Genomic DNA, 19,094 nt, shown 5'->3' on the forward strand with positions numbered 1-19,094 from the left:
CGGACGGGACGGGACGGGTACGGCACACGGCACACGGCACACGGCACACGGCACACGGCGCGCGGCACGACATGCGCACGATGTCCCGATTGTCGCGTCAATCTACCGGCGGCGCCCTCACGAGCCCGGCGCGACGCGTACGGTCACCGCGTGCAGGCCGGTCGCCCCGTCGGGCACCGTCCCGACCCGCTCTGCCGTCTGCACGGCGCCGGTCCCGTCCGTGGCGCGGACCTCCAGGGTGTGCGAGCCCGCGGTCGCCTCCCACGGCCACACCCACTGCCGCCAGGTGTCCACGCCGTCCGCCGCCCCGAGCCGCGCCTCCCGCCAGGGACCGCCGTCCACCCGTACCTCGACCCGCCCGATGCCCCGGTGCTGCGCCCATGCCACCCCGGCGACCGCGACCCGGCCTGGCGCGAGCGCCGCGAACGGCCGCGGGGTGTCGATCCGCGACTGGGTCTTGACGGGGGCCCGCGCCGCCCAGGACCGGCGCACCCAGTAGGCGTCGTACGCGTCGAAGGTGGTCAGGCGCAGCTCGCTCAGCCATTTGCAGGCGGAGACGTACCCGTACAGCCCCGGTACGACCATCCGGACCGGGAACCCGTGCGCGAAGGGCAGCGGCTCGCCGTTCATCCCGACGGCCAGCAGCGCCGCCCGGCCGTCCATGACGGTCTCCACGGGTGTGCCGATCGTCATGCCGTCCACCGAGCGCGCCACCAGCTGGTCGGCGGGCCCGCCCGCGGACGGGGGCCGGACCCCCGCCTCGCGGAGCAGGTCGGCGAGGCGGACGCCGAGCCAGCGGGCGTTGCCGGCGTACGGGCCCCCGACCTCGTTGGACACGCAGGTGAGGGTGACGTCGTGCTCCACCAGGGGCCGGGCGAGCAGCTCGCGCAGGTCGAGGGTCAGCGGCCTGGCCACGCCCTCCCCGTGGATGCGCAGCCGCCAGGTGTCGGCGTCCACGCGGGGCACCACCAGGGCGGTGTCCACGCGGTAGAAGTCGCGGTTGGGGGTGAGGAAGGGCGAGAGCCCGGGCACCCGGAGGTCGGCGCCGGCGGGGACCGGGGGCGCGGGCACGGTGGCCCGGGGGAGCCGGAAGCGGGCCCGGGAGGCCGTCGCACCGGCGGAGCCGTAGGCGCCCAGGCGCCGCCCGGCGAGCGCGGCCCCGGCCGAGACGGCCAGGGTGGCGGTGACCAGCCGGCCGAAGCCGCGGCGGTCCATGGCCCAGGCGCCGCCGGGCGGTGACCCGGACGGGCGGGGCCTTCGTACGGCGGTGACCAGCAGCCACAGCACCCCGGCCGCGGTCAGGCCGGCGGCGAGCGCGGGCAGGGCGTCCCGCCAGGTCGCCTCGGGCCGGCCGAGCGCCGCCGCCGCCCCCAGCAGCCCGAAGGCGCCCGCGACGGCCATCCCGGCGGGGAGGTGGCGCAGGGCCAGCATCCCGGCCCCGACGGCGACCGCGGCCAGGACGGCGAGGATGCCGAGCGTCAGCACCAGCTTGTCGGCGGCGCCGAACTGCCGGATCGCCCACTCCCGGACGGCCGTGGGCGTGATGTCGACCGCGGCCGCGCCGACCGCGGTCACGGGGGAGGACTCGGGCCGGACGGCGGCCGCGGCGAGCTCGGCCACGGCCAGTCCCGCGGCGGCCGCCACCACCCCGCCGAGGGCGGCGAGCAGTCGCTGCCGACGCCCCGGGTCTGCTGTCACAGGGCCAGTGTGACGCGCCCCGCCGGTACGGCGCACCGCACCGCACCGTGCGCCGTACCGAAGCGGGTGCCGGTGCCGGTGGCGGCCGTCAGTGCACGGGGGCCGGGGGCACCCAGCGCCCCGGCCGGGGCGGCTTCACCCCGTACTCGGTCTTCAGCTCCGCCGGGATGGCGTGGTGCATCACCCGGCCCCGGGTCAGCGAGGACAGCTCGAACCCGGCGAGCAGCGACCCCGCCTTGTCGAGCGCCCACTCCGCGTAGGGGCTGCTGTCCTCGATCGTCTCCAGCAGGCCGAGGAACACGGGCACGGTCTTCGCCGCCGTGTCCCAGGGGCTGCGCGGGACCTCCAGCCAGTCGCCGATGGTGTCGCCGACCAGGTAGCGGACGGTCGCGGGCACCATCGGGTCGAAGAGGGTGCCGGGGACCACGTCCTCGTACATCCGCAGCAGCTGCGCGGTGAGGTGGACCCCCTCGGGCGAGGGGCCGAGGTGGCGCAGGAGGTAGAGGTCGCAGTAGCCGCGGGCCTCGGTGAGGGTCTCGGGGCCGGCCGACATGTCGCAGCCCAGCACCGCCCCCACCACCCGCCACGCGTAGAAGTAGGCCTCCGCGCCGTCCTCGCTCATGTGGATGCCGAGCCGGTGCATGGCGTCGAGCACCAGCAGCGAGAAGCAGATCTGACCCCAGATCATGTCCTCCTGGCAGATGGGCAGTCCGTCCTTCTCGACGTCCCAGTGGCCGCCGTGGCGCAGGTGGTGGCGGACCGCCGCGTGCAGCAGCCGCACCTTCTGCGCGGCCGGGATGAACTTGCTGCCCTCCGCGAAGGAGTCGGTCCGCATGAGGTAGGTGACGAACTGCCCGGTGTTGGCCATCCGCCGCGAGGGGTACGCGAGGGAGTGCGTCGAGGAGAGCAGCCGGGAGAGCCGGGGGACGGCGTAGGTCGCGGGCATCGCGGCGAACGACAGGCCGGTGTTGATGTGCGCCGCGTTGTCCGTGAAGAACAGCCGGGCCTGCTCCATCACGTCCCAGTCCACCCAGCTCGGGGGCATGGCCGTCGCCTCGAAGTAGGCGCGCGCGGAGGCGGGGAGCCGCTCGGGGAGCTCGTCCCCGGCGGTGGTGAAGAACCGCATCAGCGTGTTGAGGTCGCCGATCTCCTCGCGCCGGAACATCTCGGCCACGGTCTCGTCGGCGAGCGGATCGCCCTGGGTGCGCAGGGCGTCGAGTGCGGCGTCGTCGTAGCGGGGCTTCGGCGGGCCGCTCTGGGTGGTGTTCACTTCGGTCGTCCTTCTCGTGTCTTCGGGTGCGGGACCGGCCGGCCGGGTGCGGTGGCGGCGGCGGCGGTGGCGGTGGCAGCGGCGGTGGCGGCTACAGCGACCGCTCGGCCGCGGAGGCGGCCAGCTCGTGCAGCGCGGACCGCGCCTCCGCCGGCATCGGTACGGCATCCAGCGCGCCGGTGGCCCGTACAATGCGCTCCCGGATCATGTCCTCGACCTGCTGCCGGGCTCCGCACCGCTCCATCAACTCGCGCACGGAACAGGCCTCTTCGGGTCCGAGGTCCGGGTTGCCGACCAGCTTGGCGAGCAGCCTGCGGTCGTCCTCGCCGGCCGCCGCCACCGTCAGCGCGAGCAGCGCGGTGGGTTTGGCGTCCCGCAGGTCGTCGAGGTTCGACTTGCCGGTCCTGGCCGGGTCGCCGAAGGTGCCCAGCAGGTCGTCGCGCAGCTGGAAGGCCTCACCGAGCGGGATCCCGTAGGCGGAGAAGGCGTCCAGGAGGGCGGGGGAGCCGCCGCCGAGGGTGGCGCCCAGGTGCAGCGGCCGCTCCACCGTGTACTTCGCCGTCTTGTAGCGGGCGACCTCCAGGGACTCCGCCACCAGCGGATCCCGGGCCGGCTCCGCGTCGGTGCGCAGCACCTCCAGGAACTCGCCCGCCATCGTCTCGCGGAGCAGGGTGGACCAGAGCGGCACGGTCCGGGCGAGGTAGGCCCCGGGCAGCCCGCAGGAGGTGAAGACGTGGCCCGCGTACCCCATCAGCAGATCGCCGAGGATCATCGCGAGGGCGGTGGAGCGCCGCCCGGCCGCGGCGAACGCGGCGTGCGCCGTCGGCTGGCCGTGCCGCGTCAGGCTGTCGTCGATGATGTCGTCGTGGGTGCAGGCCGCCGCGTGCACGAGCTCCATCGCGGCCGCGGCCCGGATCACCCCCTCGCAGTCGGGCTGCCCCGCGGCCCGCCACCCCCAGTACAGGAACGCGGCCCGGATGCGCTTGCCGCGCGAAAGCGAGCGGCGCAACTGCACGCACAGTGGGGAGAGTTCGGTGTGCAGGGCGAGCAGGGCCCGCTCCTCCTCGTCGGCCAGCAGGAGCAGCACCTCGTCGATGCGTTCCTTGAAGCCGGCATGGTCATGCACAGGTGCGGCCTTCGGCGGCGACGCGCTCGGCGGCGCGCCGGGCCATCGTCTCCAGGTAGTTGTCGTTGCCCGCGCCCGCCCGGCGGGTGGCCAGTTCACCGCGCTTGCGCAGCTCCACCACTCCGTCGGTGAACAGCTCCCGCAGGTCGGAGCGGCGCATCGCCTGCTGCGCCCGGTCGGCGGACTGCCGCAGCTGGTCGAGGGCCAGGTCGGCCACCCCGGCGGCGAGCAGCGTCAGCAGCTCCAGGGGCGTCTCCTGCTGGGGCCGCTCCTGCGCGGACTGCTCGTGTTCGGTCTGGGACATGTTCGGTGCACTCCTGGTCGCGTCCTGCCGCCATGGCGTCGCAAGGGGCGGCCGCCGGATCGCTCCGGCGGCCGCCCCTGATCGTTTCCGAGCCAGTGAACCGAGTGGCGCTCCCGCGCGCAGGTCCGCGCGGTGGGTTCTCCCTCGCAAGAGGACCGAGATTCCCACGGGAGGGTGACGATCACCGGATCGGGTGATCGTCACCGCGGCGGTGGTGTAGGCCAGTGGTGCAGGCCAGTCGTGCAGGTCGGAGGTGCAGGTCGGAGGTGCAGGTCAGTTCGCCGCCGGGAGGATCGCGGCGATCCCGGTGGCGAGGGCGTGCGGATCGCCGCTGGGCCGCACCGGATGGCGGGTGGTCCGCCGGGCCCACTCCTCCTCGAAGGCGTGCCAGTCGATGGCCCGCGGCGTGGTCCGACCGACCAGGGCCTCCTCCAGCGAGTCGAAGTACGCGTCCCACCTCGGGGCGTACAACTCCGATACCAGGCCGCTCCATTCGCGGTTCGCGTAGTCGTGCAGGAAGCCGCCCTCGCTCGTGCTGCGGCGCCCCCACACGCTCAGGATCGAGCGTGCGTCGTACTCGTACCGGTCCTGCTCGGCCGTGTCGCCGCCCTGCGCGCGCGCCGCGGCGAGCCACGTGCCGAGCAGCAGGTTCGGGTCGGAGCCGGTGAGGGCGTCCAGTTTCCGCTCCCCGTCCCGCCATTCGGCGGTCAGCTCGCGGAACCGGGCCAGGTCCCCGGCCTCGTACGCCGCCTTGATCTTCGGCAGCAGGACCCGGGAGTGGTTGGCGAGCGCCTGCCGGGCGGTGTCCACCAGGTCGAAGCGGTAGGCGCTGGAGCCGCGCAGCCGCGGATCCACCCGGAGCAGGTGGTCCAGCGCCCGACGGACCGAACCGGCCTGGTAGCGCATGGACTTGGGGCTCCAGTACGCCGATCCCACCGCGGTCAGGCTCGGCCGGGCGGTGAACAGGCTGTCCTGCGACTCCGACCACAGCCCCGACGAGGTGCTGTACGGCCCCTTGCGCAGCTCCTCCCAGGCCGCGGCGGCCTCGGCGTCGGCCCGGCCGTAGCGGCGGGCCGCGAAGTCGGCGAACCACTGCCGCTGGTCCACCGGCCCAGGCTCCCAGGCCAGGTCGGTGAAGAGGTCGAAGGCGGCCGGGTTGGTCCCGGTGGCCTCCGGCAGGTAGGCGATCCCGGCCAGCGCGCTGTTGGCCTTGGCCCGCCAGGGCCCGAACCGCTCGAGCCACACGGAGGTGTTCGCGCCGATCGTGGTGTGCCCGCCGAAGTTGTAGATGGTGCCCATCGCGTACGGGGCGCCGCCCCAGCGGGTCTCCCGGTCCAGGCGGTTGTACCGGTCCGACAGCCCGTCCAGGATCAGCAGCTTCGAGGTGTCCACCCCGGCGAGGAGCTCCGCCGTCGGATCGTCCTGCCAGCCCAGCACCGCCCACAGCGCACCGGGATGCGCGGCGTGCAGGGCGGCCTGGATGGCGCCGGCGGCGGCCTTCACGTCCACCGCACCCGTCTGGCCGCCCTCGTGCAGCGGGCTCATCCGGTACATCGTGCTGTCCCCGAACACCGCGCGCTGCTCGGCGTAGTAGGCGGCGGCCAGCCTCCCGAACGCCGGAGCGGCCGGGTCCAGCCAGTCCGGGCGGTCGAAGCCCGCCCAGTCGCCCTGCGGCACGGTGGTGGACCCGGGGTTGCGGGCGGTGAACTCCGGCGGCACGGTGCCGAAGTAGCCCGGCAGCACCGGGGTCATGCCGAGTCCGCGCAGCTGCTCCGCGATCCGCCCGCCCAGCTCGGCGCGCTCCCGCATCAGCCGTTCGGATACCGGCCCGCCGAAGCCGCTCAGGTTCTGCAGCAGCCACCAGCTCTGGTGGCCGGGGCCGGGCACCCACTCCCGCAGCTCCTCGGCGGAGTAGCCGAAGGCCTGGAGCGCCCGGTAGTACGGGTACTCGGCGCCGACCTGCACGAACACCTCGTTGATGCCGTGCAGGGCGAGCAGGTCGATCTGCCGCTGGTGCTCCTCGAAGGTCCGGTACGGGCCGGAGTACCCGTCGTCGGTGTCGTTGAGGGCGTACCGGTGGGGCACGAGCGCGCTGCGGGTGACCGGCGCGGGGACGCCGGGCAGTTCGGCGGGCAGCATGCCGATGCTGTCGCCGGGCCAGCCGATGTCCGCCCCGGCGACGTGCTGGAGGTACCAGCCGACGCCGGTGAGCAGAGTGGCTCCGGTGCTGCCGCGCACGGTGATCGCGCCGGGGGTCCCGGACACGGTGAAGGTGTCGGCCGCGGCCGCCGTGTCGGGCACGAGGGTGAACTGCCCGGCGTGGCGCGGCAGCAGCCGCTCCAGGGCGGCCCGCGCGGGCCCGGTGTCGAAGGTGGCGGGCCGCGGAACGCCCGCCGGCGCGGGTGCGGGCAGCCCTGCGCGCGGACCGGCCGGTGCGCCGGCCGGGAGAGCGGTCCGGGCGTCCGTCCGTACGTCGGCCCGTGCGGGCGCGGCTGCGCCCGGGGCGGCCGCCGCGCCCAGCAGGGCGAGGAGCACCGCCGGGACGGCGGCGAGCGCGACCGGCCGCGGAACCCCCGGACGCCGTGCCCGCGCCGCGGACCGCGCCGCGGACCGCGGCGCGCTGCCCGCTCCGCGTCCGGAAGGGCCCGCGGCCGGGGATCCGGCCGCGGATCCGGGCCCCGGGCGGGGGTCGGGCAGGGGCGTGTGCTGTGGCTGTGTCATGTGCGGGCCCGTCAGACCGGGAGGGACCAGGCCTGGTCGACCCGGTGGTCGCCGCAGGGGGCCAGTCGCAGGCGCTCGGCCGGGGCGTCCGGGGTGGCGGCCGCGGCGGGCGCCGTCAGGCACAGGCCGCTCGCCTCCTCGACGAGGGCGCCGTCGCGCCGGTGCGCCCAGGTCTGGCCGAGCGGCTGCTCCTCGGCGGGGGTGCAGTCCGCCAGCTCCACCAGGCCGTCCTCGCCCGCCGAGAGGCACTCGCCGGCCAGCCGCAGGCTCGCGTCCTGCCCCAGGGTCCACCGCTGGTCGGGCGCCCCGGTGCAGGCGCCGAGCACGACCGCGCCGACCCCGGTGGTGTTGGCCCCGTCGGCGCACTTGGCGCCGTCACCGACGATCTGCCCGGTCGGCACCGCCTGGGCGCAGCCGCGCGGAGTGAGCCGCCAGACCCCGGTGTCGTGGGCCCCGACCCGCCCGGTCAGCGTCTCGGAGACCTCGCGGCGTTCCCCGCTCCACAGGTCCAGCGCGTCCGCCGTGCAGGACGGCAGCCCGATCTCGTCGAGCGGCACGTTGATGTTCCGCGCGGCGCCGGAGCGGTTGAGCACGGCCACCGCCCGGTCGCCGTTCGCGAGCGGCCGGACCAGGATCTCGAAGGTGGCGTTGGAGGAGACCACCGCGCCCTGGCGGCCCATCGGGTCCTGGTCGAGGGCGATCATCCGGGTGTTGCCGAGGGCGGCGAGGCCCTCCGGGGTGAGCTTCGAGACGTCCGAGGACAGGATGAACGGGGCCGCCATCATGGCCCACAGGGCGACCTGGCTGCGGCCCTCGGCCGCGCTGAGGCCGGGAGCGCCCGCGATCAGGAAGTCGGGGTCGTTCCAGTTGCCCGGGCCCGCGTACCGGCCGAGCCAGCGGTTGTAGCCGTAGTTGCCCAGCACCGAGCTCCACCGGGAGGTCGCCGGGGCGGCGGGCTGGTAGACCTTGATGTCCCGTCCCTCGCGCCACAGCTGTCCGGTCTCGCCGACCCAGCCGAGGACCTTGTGCCAGTCGGAGCCGCCCCACTCGCCCTGCTGGAAGTAGGCGGGCGCGGACGCCGACAGCACCATGTCGCGGCCGCTCGCGCGCAGGGCCGCGGCGACGGCGTTGTAGGCGTCCCGGTAGGCCTGCTCCTTCGTCTTGCCCTCCGGCACCCACAGGTTGCAGCCGTCCATCTTGACGTAGTCCACCTTCCAGGAGGCGAACTGCCGGGCGTCCTGCGCGTAGTGGTCCGCGCCACCGCCCTGGGGCGCGCCGCTGCCCGGATACTTCTCGCAGGTGAGCGAGCCGGCGTCCTGGTAGATGCCGAACTTCAGGCCCTTGGCGTGCAGGTAGTCCCCGAGCCAGGCCATGCCGTGCGGGAACTTCTCCGTGTCCACGACCAGCGCGCCCTGCGCGTCGCGGCTCTTGGTCATCCAGCAGTCGTCGACGGTCACCGTGTCGTAGCCCTTGGCGGCCAGTCCGGTGGACACGAGGGCGTCCGCGTTCGCCACCACCGTGGCCTCGTCGATGTCGCACATGTAGTGCGCCCAGTTGTTCCAGCCCATGGGCGGGGTGAGGGCGAGGGGGGTGTCCGAGGTCGCCGTGGGCTCGGCCCCCGCGGGGGCGGGGGACAGCGCCAGGGCGAACAGGGCGGCCGCGGTGAGACAGGGGAGCGAAGCGCGCAGGCGAGGCGGCACGGAGTCTCCTTGACGTGGGGGGGCAGTCGTGCGCCCAGTGCAGCGAGGCGACTACCCGCTGTCAACGGAAGTCGGCTGATATCCGCCATTGACCAGCAATATGGCCGCAACCGATGTCACACCAAAGAGGTCACGGGCGGCCCGGCCCGCTGTGATACGTCGTATGTTACGGTGTATCTCATGCCGAGGAGATCAACCGCCCTGGACCAGGCCACCCCCGAAGCGATCGCCGTCGCCGCCCTGCGCCTCCTCGACGAGGAAGGGCCGGCGGCCCTGAGCTTCCGCGCCCTCGCCGACCGGCTCGGCGTCTCCCACGCCACTGTCCAGCGCCGCTGCGCCGACCTCGCCGGACTGCTGGACCTGTGCACCGAGCACCTCGCCGCGCAGCTGCCCGACATCCCCGCCGGAACCGACTGGGGGCAGGCCTGCGAGGAGCGGTTCGGCGCGCTGTACCGGCTGCTCACCGCCCATCCCGGACTGCTCGTCCTGCGCGGCGGCCGGCCCTGGCTCGGGCGGCAGCTGCTCGCCCGCCTGGTCGAGCCCGCCCTCGCGGACAGCGTGGCCGCGGGCATGACCGCCGCCGAGGCGATGACCGTCTACCGCCGCATGTACCTGCTCACCCTGGGCAGCGCGGCCTTCGTGGACCACCGGGATCCGGCCGGGGCCACCGCCGCCTCCCGGGCGGCCCTCGCCGCGCTGGACCCGGAGCGGTTCCCCGTGCTCTCCGCCGGACTGGCCGACGTACTGCCGCCCCTGACGGACCACGAGGTGTACTACGGCGCCCTGCGCCAGCTGATCGAGGCCGCCCGGCCCGCCCGACCCACCATCTAGGTTCCGCGAAACGGTGCGCACTGTACCCGTGAGATGCGCACCAGATGCGCATTTCCACGGATCTGTACGCACCGACTCCGGATGGTAACTAGCTTCCATCGTATGGCCGTTCAGAGTCCAGCTCGGGTACGTGGGAAGTATGAACAGCCGACAGCGTCGGTCCGCTATGACGACGCATCGGTGCGAAAGATCCCGTTCAGGGATCTGCGGTTGGCCGATTTCACTTGGTCGGTGCCGTGGCGGAGATTCCGCTCCGTTCATGGGCAGGCGCACTACTCGGGTCGGTACGCGTCGGTGACGATGGCCGGACCGGTGGTCTACGAGAGCCGTCTGGAGCTGGCGCGGCTGCTGCTCGCGGACATGGATCCCGCAGTACGCGGGATCTATGCCCAGCCGTGCCACGTGACGGCCCGGGTCGGGAACTGTGTACGTCGGCATGTGCCGGACTTTCTGCTGGTCATGGAGTCGGGCGTGGTGCGGGTGGTGAACGTCAAGCCGGAGGCTCGGCTCGCCGATCCGAGGATCGCGGAAGCGTTGGCCTGGCCGCGTGAGCTGGTCGAGCGGCACGGTTGGGAGTACGAGATCTGGTCCGGGGAGGACCGCGTGGTCCTGGAGAATGTCCGGTTCCTCGCGGCTTACCGCCGCCCCGGCGTGGTTCCGCGAGCCGATATTGAGCGTGCTTGGGAATGCGTGCAGGACGGGGACCGGCTCGCGGTCGCCGAGCGGCGGCTGGCGGCCGGGCGTCCAGAGCACGAGGTGCGTCCGGCGCTGTTGGCCCTGGTGTGGTCTGGTCGGCTGACCACTGACCTGTCACGCCCGCTGAGTGGCGAGTGGGTTCTTCGGAGGTCCGCATGAGTGCCTCCTGGACGACGACGCTTCGGCCGGGACTGCCGCTGACCTACGACGGCGAGCAGTTCACGATCGCGGAGATCGAAGGCCGTCGCGTCCTGCTGCAACAGATGTCGGCGGATGGTCGCCCGACGTGGCGGCAGGTCGACTTGTCGGTGCTGCTGGCCCATCCGTCCACGGAGTTCCTGGTGGAGGCCCCACCTGCGGAGCCAGCGGTCGGTGCTGTGCTGGGTGGCCTCAGCGCCGCAGAGGACGACGCGCTCACCGTTCGGTTCCGGCACGTCCAAGAGGTTCGCTTCGGCTACCAATTAGGGTCTTATGAACTGGCGTTGGAAGGTGAGCCACGGGCGGACTATGCGCCGGGGGTGCCGTTGATGCACCGGTACCGGGCGAAGGCCGCAGAGCTCGGAGTCGATCCGGCCACGGTGCGCCGATGGGTGTCCAGGGTCGAGGGGGCTGGACCGGCCGGGCTGCTGAGTCGGCGTCAGCCGCGAAGCGTGCTGGACCGGGCGGATCCGCGCTGGCTGGACATGGCGCGCTCGGTGATCAAGATGCATGAGAAGTCCAGCCGCCCGGTCCGTGGACTGGTGCTGACGGAGATCGAGGAGCGTCTGGCCAAGGAGCACGGCCGTGGTGTGGTGACCATTCCGGGGCAGACGATGGGGTACGCGCTGCTGAAGGAGCTCGGCCGGGGGACGAATGCGTTCGAGGGCAGTACGAAGGGGAAGCGGTCGATCGCGAACAGCCCGCAGGGGGTCTACGGCAGGCTGCGAGCGACTCGGCCAGGTGAGTACGTGGTGCTGGACACCAACAGTCTGGACGTCTTCGCGATGGAGCCGGTGACCTGCCGGTGGGTGCGCTGTGAGCTCACGGTCGCGATGGACCTCTACAGCAGGGTGATCACAGGGCTGCGGTTGACGCCGGTGTCGACGAAGTCGACGGATGTGGCCGGCGTCCTGTTCGAGACGATCCGTCCCCGAGAGGTGGCGGGCGGCGGTGAGCCGCTTCCGTACTGCGGGGTGCCCTCCACCGTGGTGCTGGACGCGGAGAAGCTGGTGGACGCCCACGGCCAGCCGTTGCTGCCGCCCGTCGCCGCGGAGACGATCATCTACGACCACGGCAAGGTCTACGTCTCGAACCACATCGCGAGCGTCTGCGCGAAGCTCGACATTTCCCTGCAGCCGGCCCGTCCGTATACGCCCACCGACAAGCCGGTGGAGCGGTGGTTCAAGACGCTGAACCAGGGACTGCTGGCGGCGCTTCCCGGCTACAAGGGCCCGGACGTGCACAGCCGCGGGGTGAAGGTGGAGGAGGAGGCGTACTTCTTCCTGGACGAGCTTGAGGCGATCATCCGCGAGTGGATCACCTTGGTCTATCACAGGCGGCATCACCGGGGGCTGACAGTCCCCGAGGTCCCGGGCCTGAAGCTGAGCCCGCTGGAAATGTTCGAGCACGGCGTGACCAGGGCAGGGCCGTTGCGGATTGCGTCGCGGCCGGGGCTCGCGCTGGAGTTCCTGGAGGAGGAGTGGTGCCCGATCCACCACTACGGAGTGGAAATCAACGGGCTTCGCTACAACGGTGACGCGCTGGAGGGGTACCGCAACCAGATCAGCGGACACCGCGGCGAGCAGGCGGGCAAGTGGCCGGTCGCGGTGGACCGCACGGACATCAGGAGGATCTACTTCCAGGATCCGCGGTCGCACCTGTGGCACGCGCTGGACTGGGAGCACGCAGCCGCCCTGAACGGCCCGGCCAGCCTGGAGGCGTTGAAGTACGCACGCCGGATCGCGATCAAGGCGCACCGTTTCCCGGACGTCAAACGTGCCCTGGTCGAGCTGCTGGAGCGATGGGGCGCGGGGCTGACCGCGGACCGTACCGAGCGCCGGATGGCGGTGCGGCTCTCGCAGGAGCGGTTGCGGCTGGTCGGCGAGGGCGACATCGAGCTGGGAGACGGGGTCTCCCAGCTGCCGACGGTCAGCCGCATCACCTCGCTGGTGGCACCTGCCGCCGCCAGGAGTGAGGAGTCGGCCGCCGCGCTGGACTCGCGCGCGGTGCCGGAGCCCGAGGTGGTGCCAGGCGGGGACGACGACGAGGACCAGGAGTGCGAGGCGCCCTTCCCCGGGGACGGGGAAGCCAGCGGCGTCATCGACGAAGACGACTTCTACGCCGGCGTCTGGGACAGCCGGTGATCGGGCCGACGGGGAGCGAGGCCTTCGAAGGTGACGACCGCCAGTACTCGCCCACGCGCCTGGACGGTTGGCTGGAGGTGGTCAACGGTCCGGACCGCGTCCAGCCGGAGCGGTTGTCGCGTGCCCAGATGGCCGACCTGTCCCCGCGAGATCTGGTGCGCTACCACGACGGGCGACACGTGTGGCACGCCAACATCGGTCCGATCAAGACGCCGCAGCTCCTCGAGCTCCACGAGAGTCTGTTCGAGATTGTGGGCGCGAATCGCCAGGATGGGTCCAAGGCCAAGCCTGCAGCCCTGCTGGACGCCTATCCGGGGATCGGGAAGAGCACGGCGGCCATGGACTTCGGGCGCGAGTTCTATCGTCAGCAGGTCCTTCTGCGCGGGGAGACGACGGCCGCCGGGCACCGCAGGGTTCCCCTCATCTATGTTGCCCTGAGTGGGAACACGCAGATCCGCGGCCTGAACGCGGCGATCTGCCGGTTCTACAAGCTGCCGGTGACCGGAGACGCCGACACCCTGGCGGAACGTGCGGTGGACGCGGTCCTGACCATGCGTACGTCTGCTTTCGTGATCGACGACATCCACTTCCTGGCCGCTGGGGTCTCGAACTCGGCCAGGATGGTCAACCAGCTGAAGTTCCTGTCCAACACTTTCCCGGTCACACTGATCTACGTCGGTGTCGGCGTGCGCGAGCGGGGGATCCTGAGCGAGGGGCAGTCGCTGAGGAAGTCCCTGCACGCGCAGTTCGGCCGACGTACGACCCCGTTGACCTTGCTGCCGTTCCAGGTGGAGGACGAACAGGGGCGGCAGGATTTCCGCACGGTCCTGCTGACGATCGAGAAGCAGCTGGTCCTGGCCGACAAGTACCCGGGCATGCTGGCCGACGACCTCGCGGACTACTTCTGGGCCCGCTCCAGCGGCCACTTCGCCTCGCTGATGGCGCTGATCAACCGGGGCTGCTACCGGGCGATCCGCACCGGCCGCGAATGCCTCGATGTGGAACTGATGGACCAGGTCAAGAACGACGCCGCAGCCGAGGAGGCCCGGCTGGACCTGCAGGCGGCGATCCAAGCGGGCCTGCTGTCCTGCAGGCCGCAGTCCGTGATCGGGAGGAAGTCCGCGTGACGAGTTGGACTGCCGACCACATCCCTATCCGGGTGCCTCCGATCCCGGGCGAGGGGCTCGACAGCTGGCTGGAGGCGCTCGCCCGGCGCCTGGCGGTCACTGCGACGGAGCTCCTGCGATTTATGGGTCTGCCCACCGCTCGCGTAAGTCTGATGGTCCGCCAGCTGACGGCATTCGAGAACGAGGTGATCGTCCGCAGGACCGGAGTCGATCCCCGGACCCTGACAGCCATGACGTTGTGGCCCTGGAACGGATCAGTGGTGACCATCGATCCGGAATCCCGCATGATGGGCAGGCCCCCGGCTTGGAGGCACTATGGCACCGACACCCGCTTCTGCCCTACCTGCCTGGAGGAGAGCCAAGGGCGCTGGCAGCTGACATGGAGGCTGCCTTGGTCCTTCGCCTGCACGCGCCACGAACTCCTCCTACTCGACAGGTGCCCTGGCTGCCGATACTCGCCGGTCGTCAACAGGCCCAACCACACCCGCCCGGCCCGACCCGGCACCTGCCTCTACGGCGTCGGCACGGGTAAGGCGGTGCGCTGCGGCTATGAGCTCACTCGGGCACCTGCCGTGGCTTTGCCCGGCGGCGGATCGGTTCTTGCAGCCCAGCACGAGGTCGATCGAGTGCTGCTAGGAGCTAGCCGGGGCACGGATTCGGCCCTGGCACGCGGACAAGAACTCTACGTGCTTGCCCGACGCGCACTTAGGGCCGTCCACACCGACCTACTGGCGGCTCCGGCTGCCGTTCACGGAGTCCTGGCTGAGTGCGGCGGAACCCTGCCCGCCCTGGCCAAGCGGCAGGAAGCCAACGACGCCCACAACGTCGCGATCGGCACTGCCCTGGCCGCCATCGCCTCGCAGGACGATCATTCCGCTCGCGACGAGGTGTTCACCTGGCTGCTGGCATCCGACCGACGCCGGCGGGGGCCCAAGACCAGCCTGACCGACAGCGCCGGACAGTGGTCGCTGGCGGGGCCGAAGGTGGCCGCCCGGGTGCTGGCCGACATGGACCCCGAGCTCGGGCTGATGAGTCGGGTCCGCTACGGCTCGGCAACGACCGTACCGGCCATGCCCACGTTGCCCCGCACCCAAGTGCGGCGCCGTGCAGCCGGCACACCGGCCATGCTCTGGCCGACATGGACCATGCAACTACTGCCGACAGACGCCACCCGAGCCGACTTCCTTCCGGGTTTCCGCAGGACCTGCGCCTCCATGCTGCTGCTGACAGGCTCGAACGCCTACGACTTCAAGACCGCCTCCGCGTTGCTGGGCAACAACAGCGTCCAGACCAGCAACCGGAAAGCCTTCGACGTAGTGATGGGGGGACAGGATCCGACGAGACTGGCCGCCGCGCTCGCCTCCTTGGCCCGCGCCCTGGACGATCACCCGGCGCCGATCGATTACGAACGGCGCCGGGCGATGTTCTCCCAGAGCACGATCGACTTCGACATCGGCGCCTACGCCCACCTTTGCCGCACGCAGGGCCTGCGGGTCACACCCCGGCAGGTCCACAGGCTCCGCCACCATCTGCTGCACCTCCTGCTCGGCGCCCATCCGGGAGCATCCTCGCGCGCTCCGAGTTGGTACCCCGAGTTCCACTTCCAGCTCCCGACGGACACCCGCGAGTTCCTCCACGTCCAAGCCGCCGCGAACCTCGCCCGGCACCACATCGTCGAACCAGTCCATTGGGAGCCCCCCACACGCTGGCTCGACGGGTCACACTGGCCCGGTGTCACCCTTAGGGAGATCGACCAAGAGCGGTTCGCCGAACTGATGGCCGCCGGCCGCGCAGCGTCGGAGGCAGCCGACCTTCTCGGTATTGGCGAAGACCACCTGCGCCTCCACATCGAGGCCACCGCCACCACGGCCCTCCGGCCGGACCCGCCCCGCTTCCGCCACCGGACCCACATCCCGCGCCAGGGACCCCTGGCCCCGGATCAGCTGCGAGAACTCTACGAAGAGCAGAGCCTCACTCAGCGGGAGATCGCGGCCCTCGCCAAGTGCTCCGCCACCACGATCCGGGCCGCACTGGACGAGGCCAACATCCCAGTGCGCGAAGGCTATCCGTCCCTGGACATCGAAGGCATCACCACCCGCGAGTGGCTGGAGAACGAATATGTACACAAGCTGCGGAATTCACCTGATATCGGACGTGAGCTTGGCGTCTCTGCGCGGACAGTCCTGACGATGATCGCCAGACTCGGCATCCCGCGGCATCCCACTTCCTACTACTCCAGCCCATTCGCCCACCTCGACGTTGTCCTGTCGCCTGCCATGCGGTCCGTCAGCCTGACCAAAAACTGTGTCCAACGCCTTCGCCGCATCGTCCAGCTACCCGGACATCGGAACGTCGCCGCGGCGGCGCGTGCTCTGGGCATCGATCACGGCAGCCTCCACAACCAACTCAACCGCACTGAGCGCTCCACAGGCTTTACCGTGATCAAGCGCGTCAGTCCGCTCGCCCCCACGGAGAGAGGATCAGATTTTGTCAGTGAGGCCAGGAATCTGCTCGAACTACTTGACAAAAACAATCCGTGACGAGTGGTCAGTGCTGGCCGGGAATTCTCGCCACGCTGGTTGGCTCTGTGAGGGTGGAGGTCCCGTCAAAGACCTGGAAGCCGAAAGCCTCGCGGAGTTGGGCACGGTCTGCGGCGCCGTCGTGATCCAGCTGACCCAGGTCGAGCGAGCGTCGTGTCAACGGGGTCAAGCGCTCCGGACGGTACAGGGTCCGAAGTGGGGTCCGACTCCATGAGGAAGTGGCTTCCCCGGCGCGACCGAGCACATATTGATTAGCCGCCAACGGCAGGTTTCTGCCAAGGTAGCGGGCATGGCTTCGGTCTTCCTGTCGGGTCTGGTCATCATCAAATGCGTGGCCTAAACTTGGATCGCCTTCTTGGAATTTTCGTTCTCCTTTTCCGGGCCAGAGGTGGACGGATCTATTCTTGGTGACGTTAAAGTAGGGGCGCGGACACTTCCCTTGAATCATCGTCAACGAGTCACAGCAGTAAGGGGTAGCAGATGGGCGCGGGTACCACTCTTGAAAGCCAGGTCGCGGTCCGGCTTATGGAAAACGATTTCACGTTTGCCCGCCGCTTCATCGGCAGTGTCTTGGCTGACCCCGAGAATACGCTCATCCCGCTGTACTGCATGAACAACTACATCTCCCTGTTTGTCTACGAGTCGCACAGGGCTCTCAAGGAGATCGACCCGGCGCGAGCGACACTGCTCAACTATGAAAATGGCGTCATCATCGAGCGGGTGCGGCACACGGTCAAGCTCTTCAAAGACACGGGGCCTAACAAGGGCATGGTCGGTGTCTCGCAGTATTTTGATGACCTGCTGACCGCGTTCCGCCAGCACCTCCGCAGCAAAGTTTGGCTGCCGGCGGCCCGGGCATGGGTAGATGACCTGGGGCTTTGGAGCTATCGGGGTCGGCTGGTAACAACCACTCAGGTAGCTAGCTTCTACCTGGGGGCGACGCCGCAAGAGCTGGCCGACCCGAAGTCGCTCGGCCTGGCGCGTATGGCTGTAGGTGAGTCCCAGGGCGGCTACATTGCCCGCTTCCTGGGGACCCTCCCGTGGGAGGGTCCGACGACGTTTGTGAATGTCATGAACCTGGGTGAGATCGAGAACGAGGACGTCAAGACTGAGAAGTATTTCAAGGGCGCGTTCGACCCCGCCTTTGATGACGGCATGGTGGGGGCTCTCACGGCCTTTCGGTGTGCGCTTAACTTCCTCGACGTTATGCTCTCGGGTGACAAGGATATTGCCTCGGCTGAGACTGTATTCAAGATAAAGTTCGTCACGCTCTATCAGGTGATGGCGAGCCTTAGGGAGCTTCGGAGCCACTACGGGGCCAGTGTCACTGGACGGTCGCAGGGCATCCTTGACGCCATTCTCGGCCACAGCACCACTGCCCTGATGCTCCAACGCAATCGTACGGGATTCCGTAACACCCTCATCCACTACCGGCCGACGGCGCGGGTAACCGCGCAACTGTCGCTGAGTCTGCCGCTCTGCGGCCTGGTCGAGGCCTACTACCCCGGCTATGACTTTCTCACACTGAGCCAGGAGATAGACGAGCACATAGTGCGCGTGGCAGAGCTCTGCGAGGAGTGGGCGCAAAGCAACTAAGCATGCGAAGGAGCCCATCGGATCCCTCTCCTGGTTATTGCGAGCCTGGCTGCCTTGTTGCAGACCTAAGGGCTGTCCCGTAACTGAAGGGAGGGGTGAGAGTCGGGCTCAGACTCCCTCGCGGTCTGCTGCCGCGGCCCAGCGACGGATGTGTAGGTCGGGATGGACTCGGGCGGATGCGAGTGTGCCTTCAAGTAGTTTGTGCAGGGATGGTGGGTATGCGGCGCGGGAGGTCGGCAGGCCCAGCAGGACACGGTGGCGCATCTGGAGGTCGCTGGCTACGGCGAACACCTGCATGGATGCCTCCAGCCACGCGGCCTTGATGTCCTGTGACTCGTCCAGAGCAGGATCACGTACCCCGCCGGGTCCGTATGCTGGGGACCGATCTGCGCGCAAGGGCACATGGGCGCTGTACCAGGCCCGCACGGCACCCGCTCGCTCAATATCCGTGCCGATCCGCAGATAGTCGACCAATGCTGCCATCACACGGCGGCGTCCGAACGCGTAGACCGCCGGCTCGACGAACCAGCGGCAGAAGCTGGGATCCGGGTCGTATACAGCTGCAGCCATCAACGGGGTGAACAACTCATCAGGCAGACTTGCTCGTTCGAGCAGGGGCTTACGCACCGCATGGGCGAGGTGGCGTGCCTGGTCGTTCCGCTTCATGGCGACGTCTCCGACGCCCAACAGCCGAGCCACCTCTGTCGCGCATGTCAGGAATGAACGCGGCTCTATGCCGCTCCGCTTGTCTTCGGTCACGGCAGCATTCTGGACTGGCCATGTCGGCAGGCGCAGCAGGGGTGGCTCCTGACCTTGTGCGGAAGAACACTCGCTCCCTCTTCTGGGTGGAACGATCACGGTGTGGCTGGTGTGATCACGGCGTCGGAGCCGTCCTGAATAGCCCCGATGCACCGCCCCGAGCGCGATCAGCCGCTCAGCTGCCTCCGCAGGCCCCGTACTGGCCACGCTGCGGCTCAACGAATAGCAGGATGCCGCTCACCAGACGCCGTAACCGAATGTGACAGGTAACCTGCCCACCAGGGCGTCGATTGCGCATGTAGGGGCCACCCCATCAGTACTTACTTCACGCGGAATTCAACGTATCCACTGGAGTCCGTGCGCACGAGATAGCGGAACCCACAC

General features: G+C 70.3%; 13 protein-coding genes. 6 read left to right on the forward strand and 7 right to left on the reverse strand.

Annotated elements, in window-relative coordinates:
* Positions 1-117 precede the first annotated feature (117 nt).
* The 6 genes from ACFWP3_RS27185 to ACFWP3_RS27210 form a co-directional block, all read right to left on the reverse strand.
* Positions 118-1,698 (reverse strand): molybdopterin-dependent oxidoreductase, encoded by a 1,581-nt coding sequence (locus ACFWP3_RS27185; protein WP_384225961.1) that lies wholly within the window; start codon positions 1,696-1,698, stop codon positions 118-120.
* Between the two features lie 88 nt (positions 1,699-1,786).
* Positions 1,787-2,968 carry an oxygenase MpaB family protein gene (locus tag ACFWP3_RS27190; RefSeq protein WP_384225963.1) on the reverse strand — a complete coding sequence of 394 codons (1,182 nt, stop codon included), beginning with the start codon at positions 2,966-2,968 and terminating at the stop codon, positions 1,787-1,789.
* 91 nt (positions 2,969-3,059) lie between these two features.
* Positions 3,060-4,094: a polyprenyl synthetase family protein gene (locus ACFWP3_RS27195; RefSeq protein WP_384225966.1), complete on the reverse strand. Its 1,035-nt coding sequence runs from the start codon at positions 4,092-4,094 to the stop codon at positions 3,060-3,062.
* Complete coding sequence (locus ACFWP3_RS27200) at positions 4,087-4,398, reverse strand: hypothetical protein (protein WP_384225968.1); 312 nt, start codon at positions 4,396-4,398, stop codon at positions 4,087-4,089. Before ACFWP3_RS27200 ends, ACFWP3_RS27195 begins: the two co-directional genes overlap by 8 nt.
* A gap of 273 nt (positions 4,399-4,671) precedes the next feature.
* Entirely contained in the window at positions 4,672-7,119 is a 2,448-nt protein-coding gene (locus tag ACFWP3_RS27205) for an alpha-N-acetylglucosaminidase (RefSeq protein WP_384225970.1), read from the reverse strand.
* 11 nt (positions 7,120-7,130) lie between these two features.
* Positions 7,131-8,819, reverse strand: coding sequence for a ricin-type beta-trefoil lectin domain protein (locus ACFWP3_RS27210; RefSeq protein ID WP_384225973.1), 1,689 nt, complete (start codon positions 8,817-8,819; stop codon positions 7,131-7,133).
* 180 nt (positions 8,820-8,999) lie between these two features.
* Between ACFWP3_RS27210 and ACFWP3_RS27215 the strand changes: the two genes are divergently transcribed.
* From ACFWP3_RS27215 to ACFWP3_RS27240, 6 genes are all read left to right on the forward strand, one after another.
* Positions 9,000-9,650, forward strand: coding sequence for a TetR/AcrR family transcriptional regulator (locus ACFWP3_RS27215; protein ID WP_384225975.1), 651 nt, complete (start codon positions 9,000-9,002; stop codon positions 9,648-9,650).
* A gap of 102 nt (positions 9,651-9,752) precedes the next feature.
* Positions 9,753-10,505 (forward strand): TnsA-like heteromeric transposase endonuclease subunit, encoded by a 753-nt coding sequence (locus ACFWP3_RS27220; protein WP_384225977.1) that lies wholly within the window; start codon positions 9,753-9,755, stop codon positions 10,503-10,505.
* Positions 10,502-12,688: a helix-turn-helix domain-containing protein gene (locus tag ACFWP3_RS27225; RefSeq protein WP_384225979.1), complete on the forward strand. Its 2,187-nt coding sequence runs from the start codon at positions 10,502-10,504 to the stop codon at positions 12,686-12,688. Before ACFWP3_RS27220 ends, ACFWP3_RS27225 begins: the two co-directional genes overlap by 4 nt.
* Positions 12,685-13,815 carry an AAA family ATPase gene (locus ACFWP3_RS27230; RefSeq protein WP_384225980.1) on the forward strand — a complete coding sequence of 377 codons (1,131 nt, stop codon included), beginning with the start codon at positions 12,685-12,687 and terminating at the stop codon, positions 13,813-13,815. The genes ACFWP3_RS27225 and ACFWP3_RS27230 overlap by 4 nt, the downstream gene beginning before the upstream one ends.
* Complete coding sequence (locus tag ACFWP3_RS27235) at positions 13,812-16,355, forward strand: TniQ family protein (RefSeq protein ID WP_384225983.1); 2,544 nt, start codon at positions 13,812-13,814, stop codon at positions 16,353-16,355. The genes ACFWP3_RS27230 and ACFWP3_RS27235 overlap by 4 nt, the downstream gene beginning before the upstream one ends.
* Positions 16,356-16,835: 480 nt before the next feature.
* Complete coding sequence (locus ACFWP3_RS27240) at positions 16,836-17,951, forward strand: hypothetical protein (RefSeq protein ID WP_384225985.1); 1,116 nt, start codon at positions 16,836-16,838, stop codon at positions 17,949-17,951.
* 108 nt (positions 17,952-18,059) lie between these two features.
* On the opposite strand, the gene ACFWP3_RS27245 is transcribed toward ACFWP3_RS27240, so the two are convergent.
* Positions 18,060-18,710, reverse strand: a complete 651-nt coding sequence (locus ACFWP3_RS27245) for a hypothetical protein (RefSeq protein ID WP_384225987.1) — start codon at positions 18,708-18,710, stop codon at positions 18,060-18,062.
* Positions 18,711-19,094: the final 384 nt, after the last annotated feature.

Origin of the sequence: Streptomyces sp. NPDC058525, from assembly GCF_042719495.1 — a bacterium.
In the GTDB taxonomy this organism is placed as follows: Bacteria; Actinomycetota; Actinomycetes; order Streptomycetales; family Streptomycetaceae; genus Streptomyces.

What these genes read in the sequence shown, in the direction of transcription:
- ACFWP3_RS27220 (WP_384225977.1), top strand. Translation starts at nt 9,753, where the DNA reads ATGGCCGTTCAGAGTCCAGCTCGGGTACGTGGGAAGTATGAACAGCCG.
- ACFWP3_RS27205 (WP_384225970.1), bottom strand. Translation starts at nt 7,119, where the DNA reads ATGACACAGCCACAGCACACGCCCCTGCCCGACCCCCGCCCGGGGCCC.
- ACFWP3_RS27225 (WP_384225979.1), top strand. Translation starts at nt 10,502, where the DNA reads ATGAGTGCCTCCTGGACGACGACGCTTCGGCCGGGACTGCCGCTGACC.
- ACFWP3_RS27200 (WP_384225968.1), bottom strand. Translation starts at nt 4,398, where the DNA reads ATGTCCCAGACCGAACACGAGCAGTCCGCGCAGGAGCGGCCCCAGCAG.
- ACFWP3_RS27240 (WP_384225985.1), top strand. Translation starts at nt 16,836, where the DNA reads ATGGGCGCGGGTACCACTCTTGAAAGCCAGGTCGCGGTCCGGCTTATG.
- ACFWP3_RS27215 (WP_384225975.1), top strand. Translation starts at nt 9,000, where the DNA reads ATGCCGAGGAGATCAACCGCCCTGGACCAGGCCACCCCCGAAGCGATC.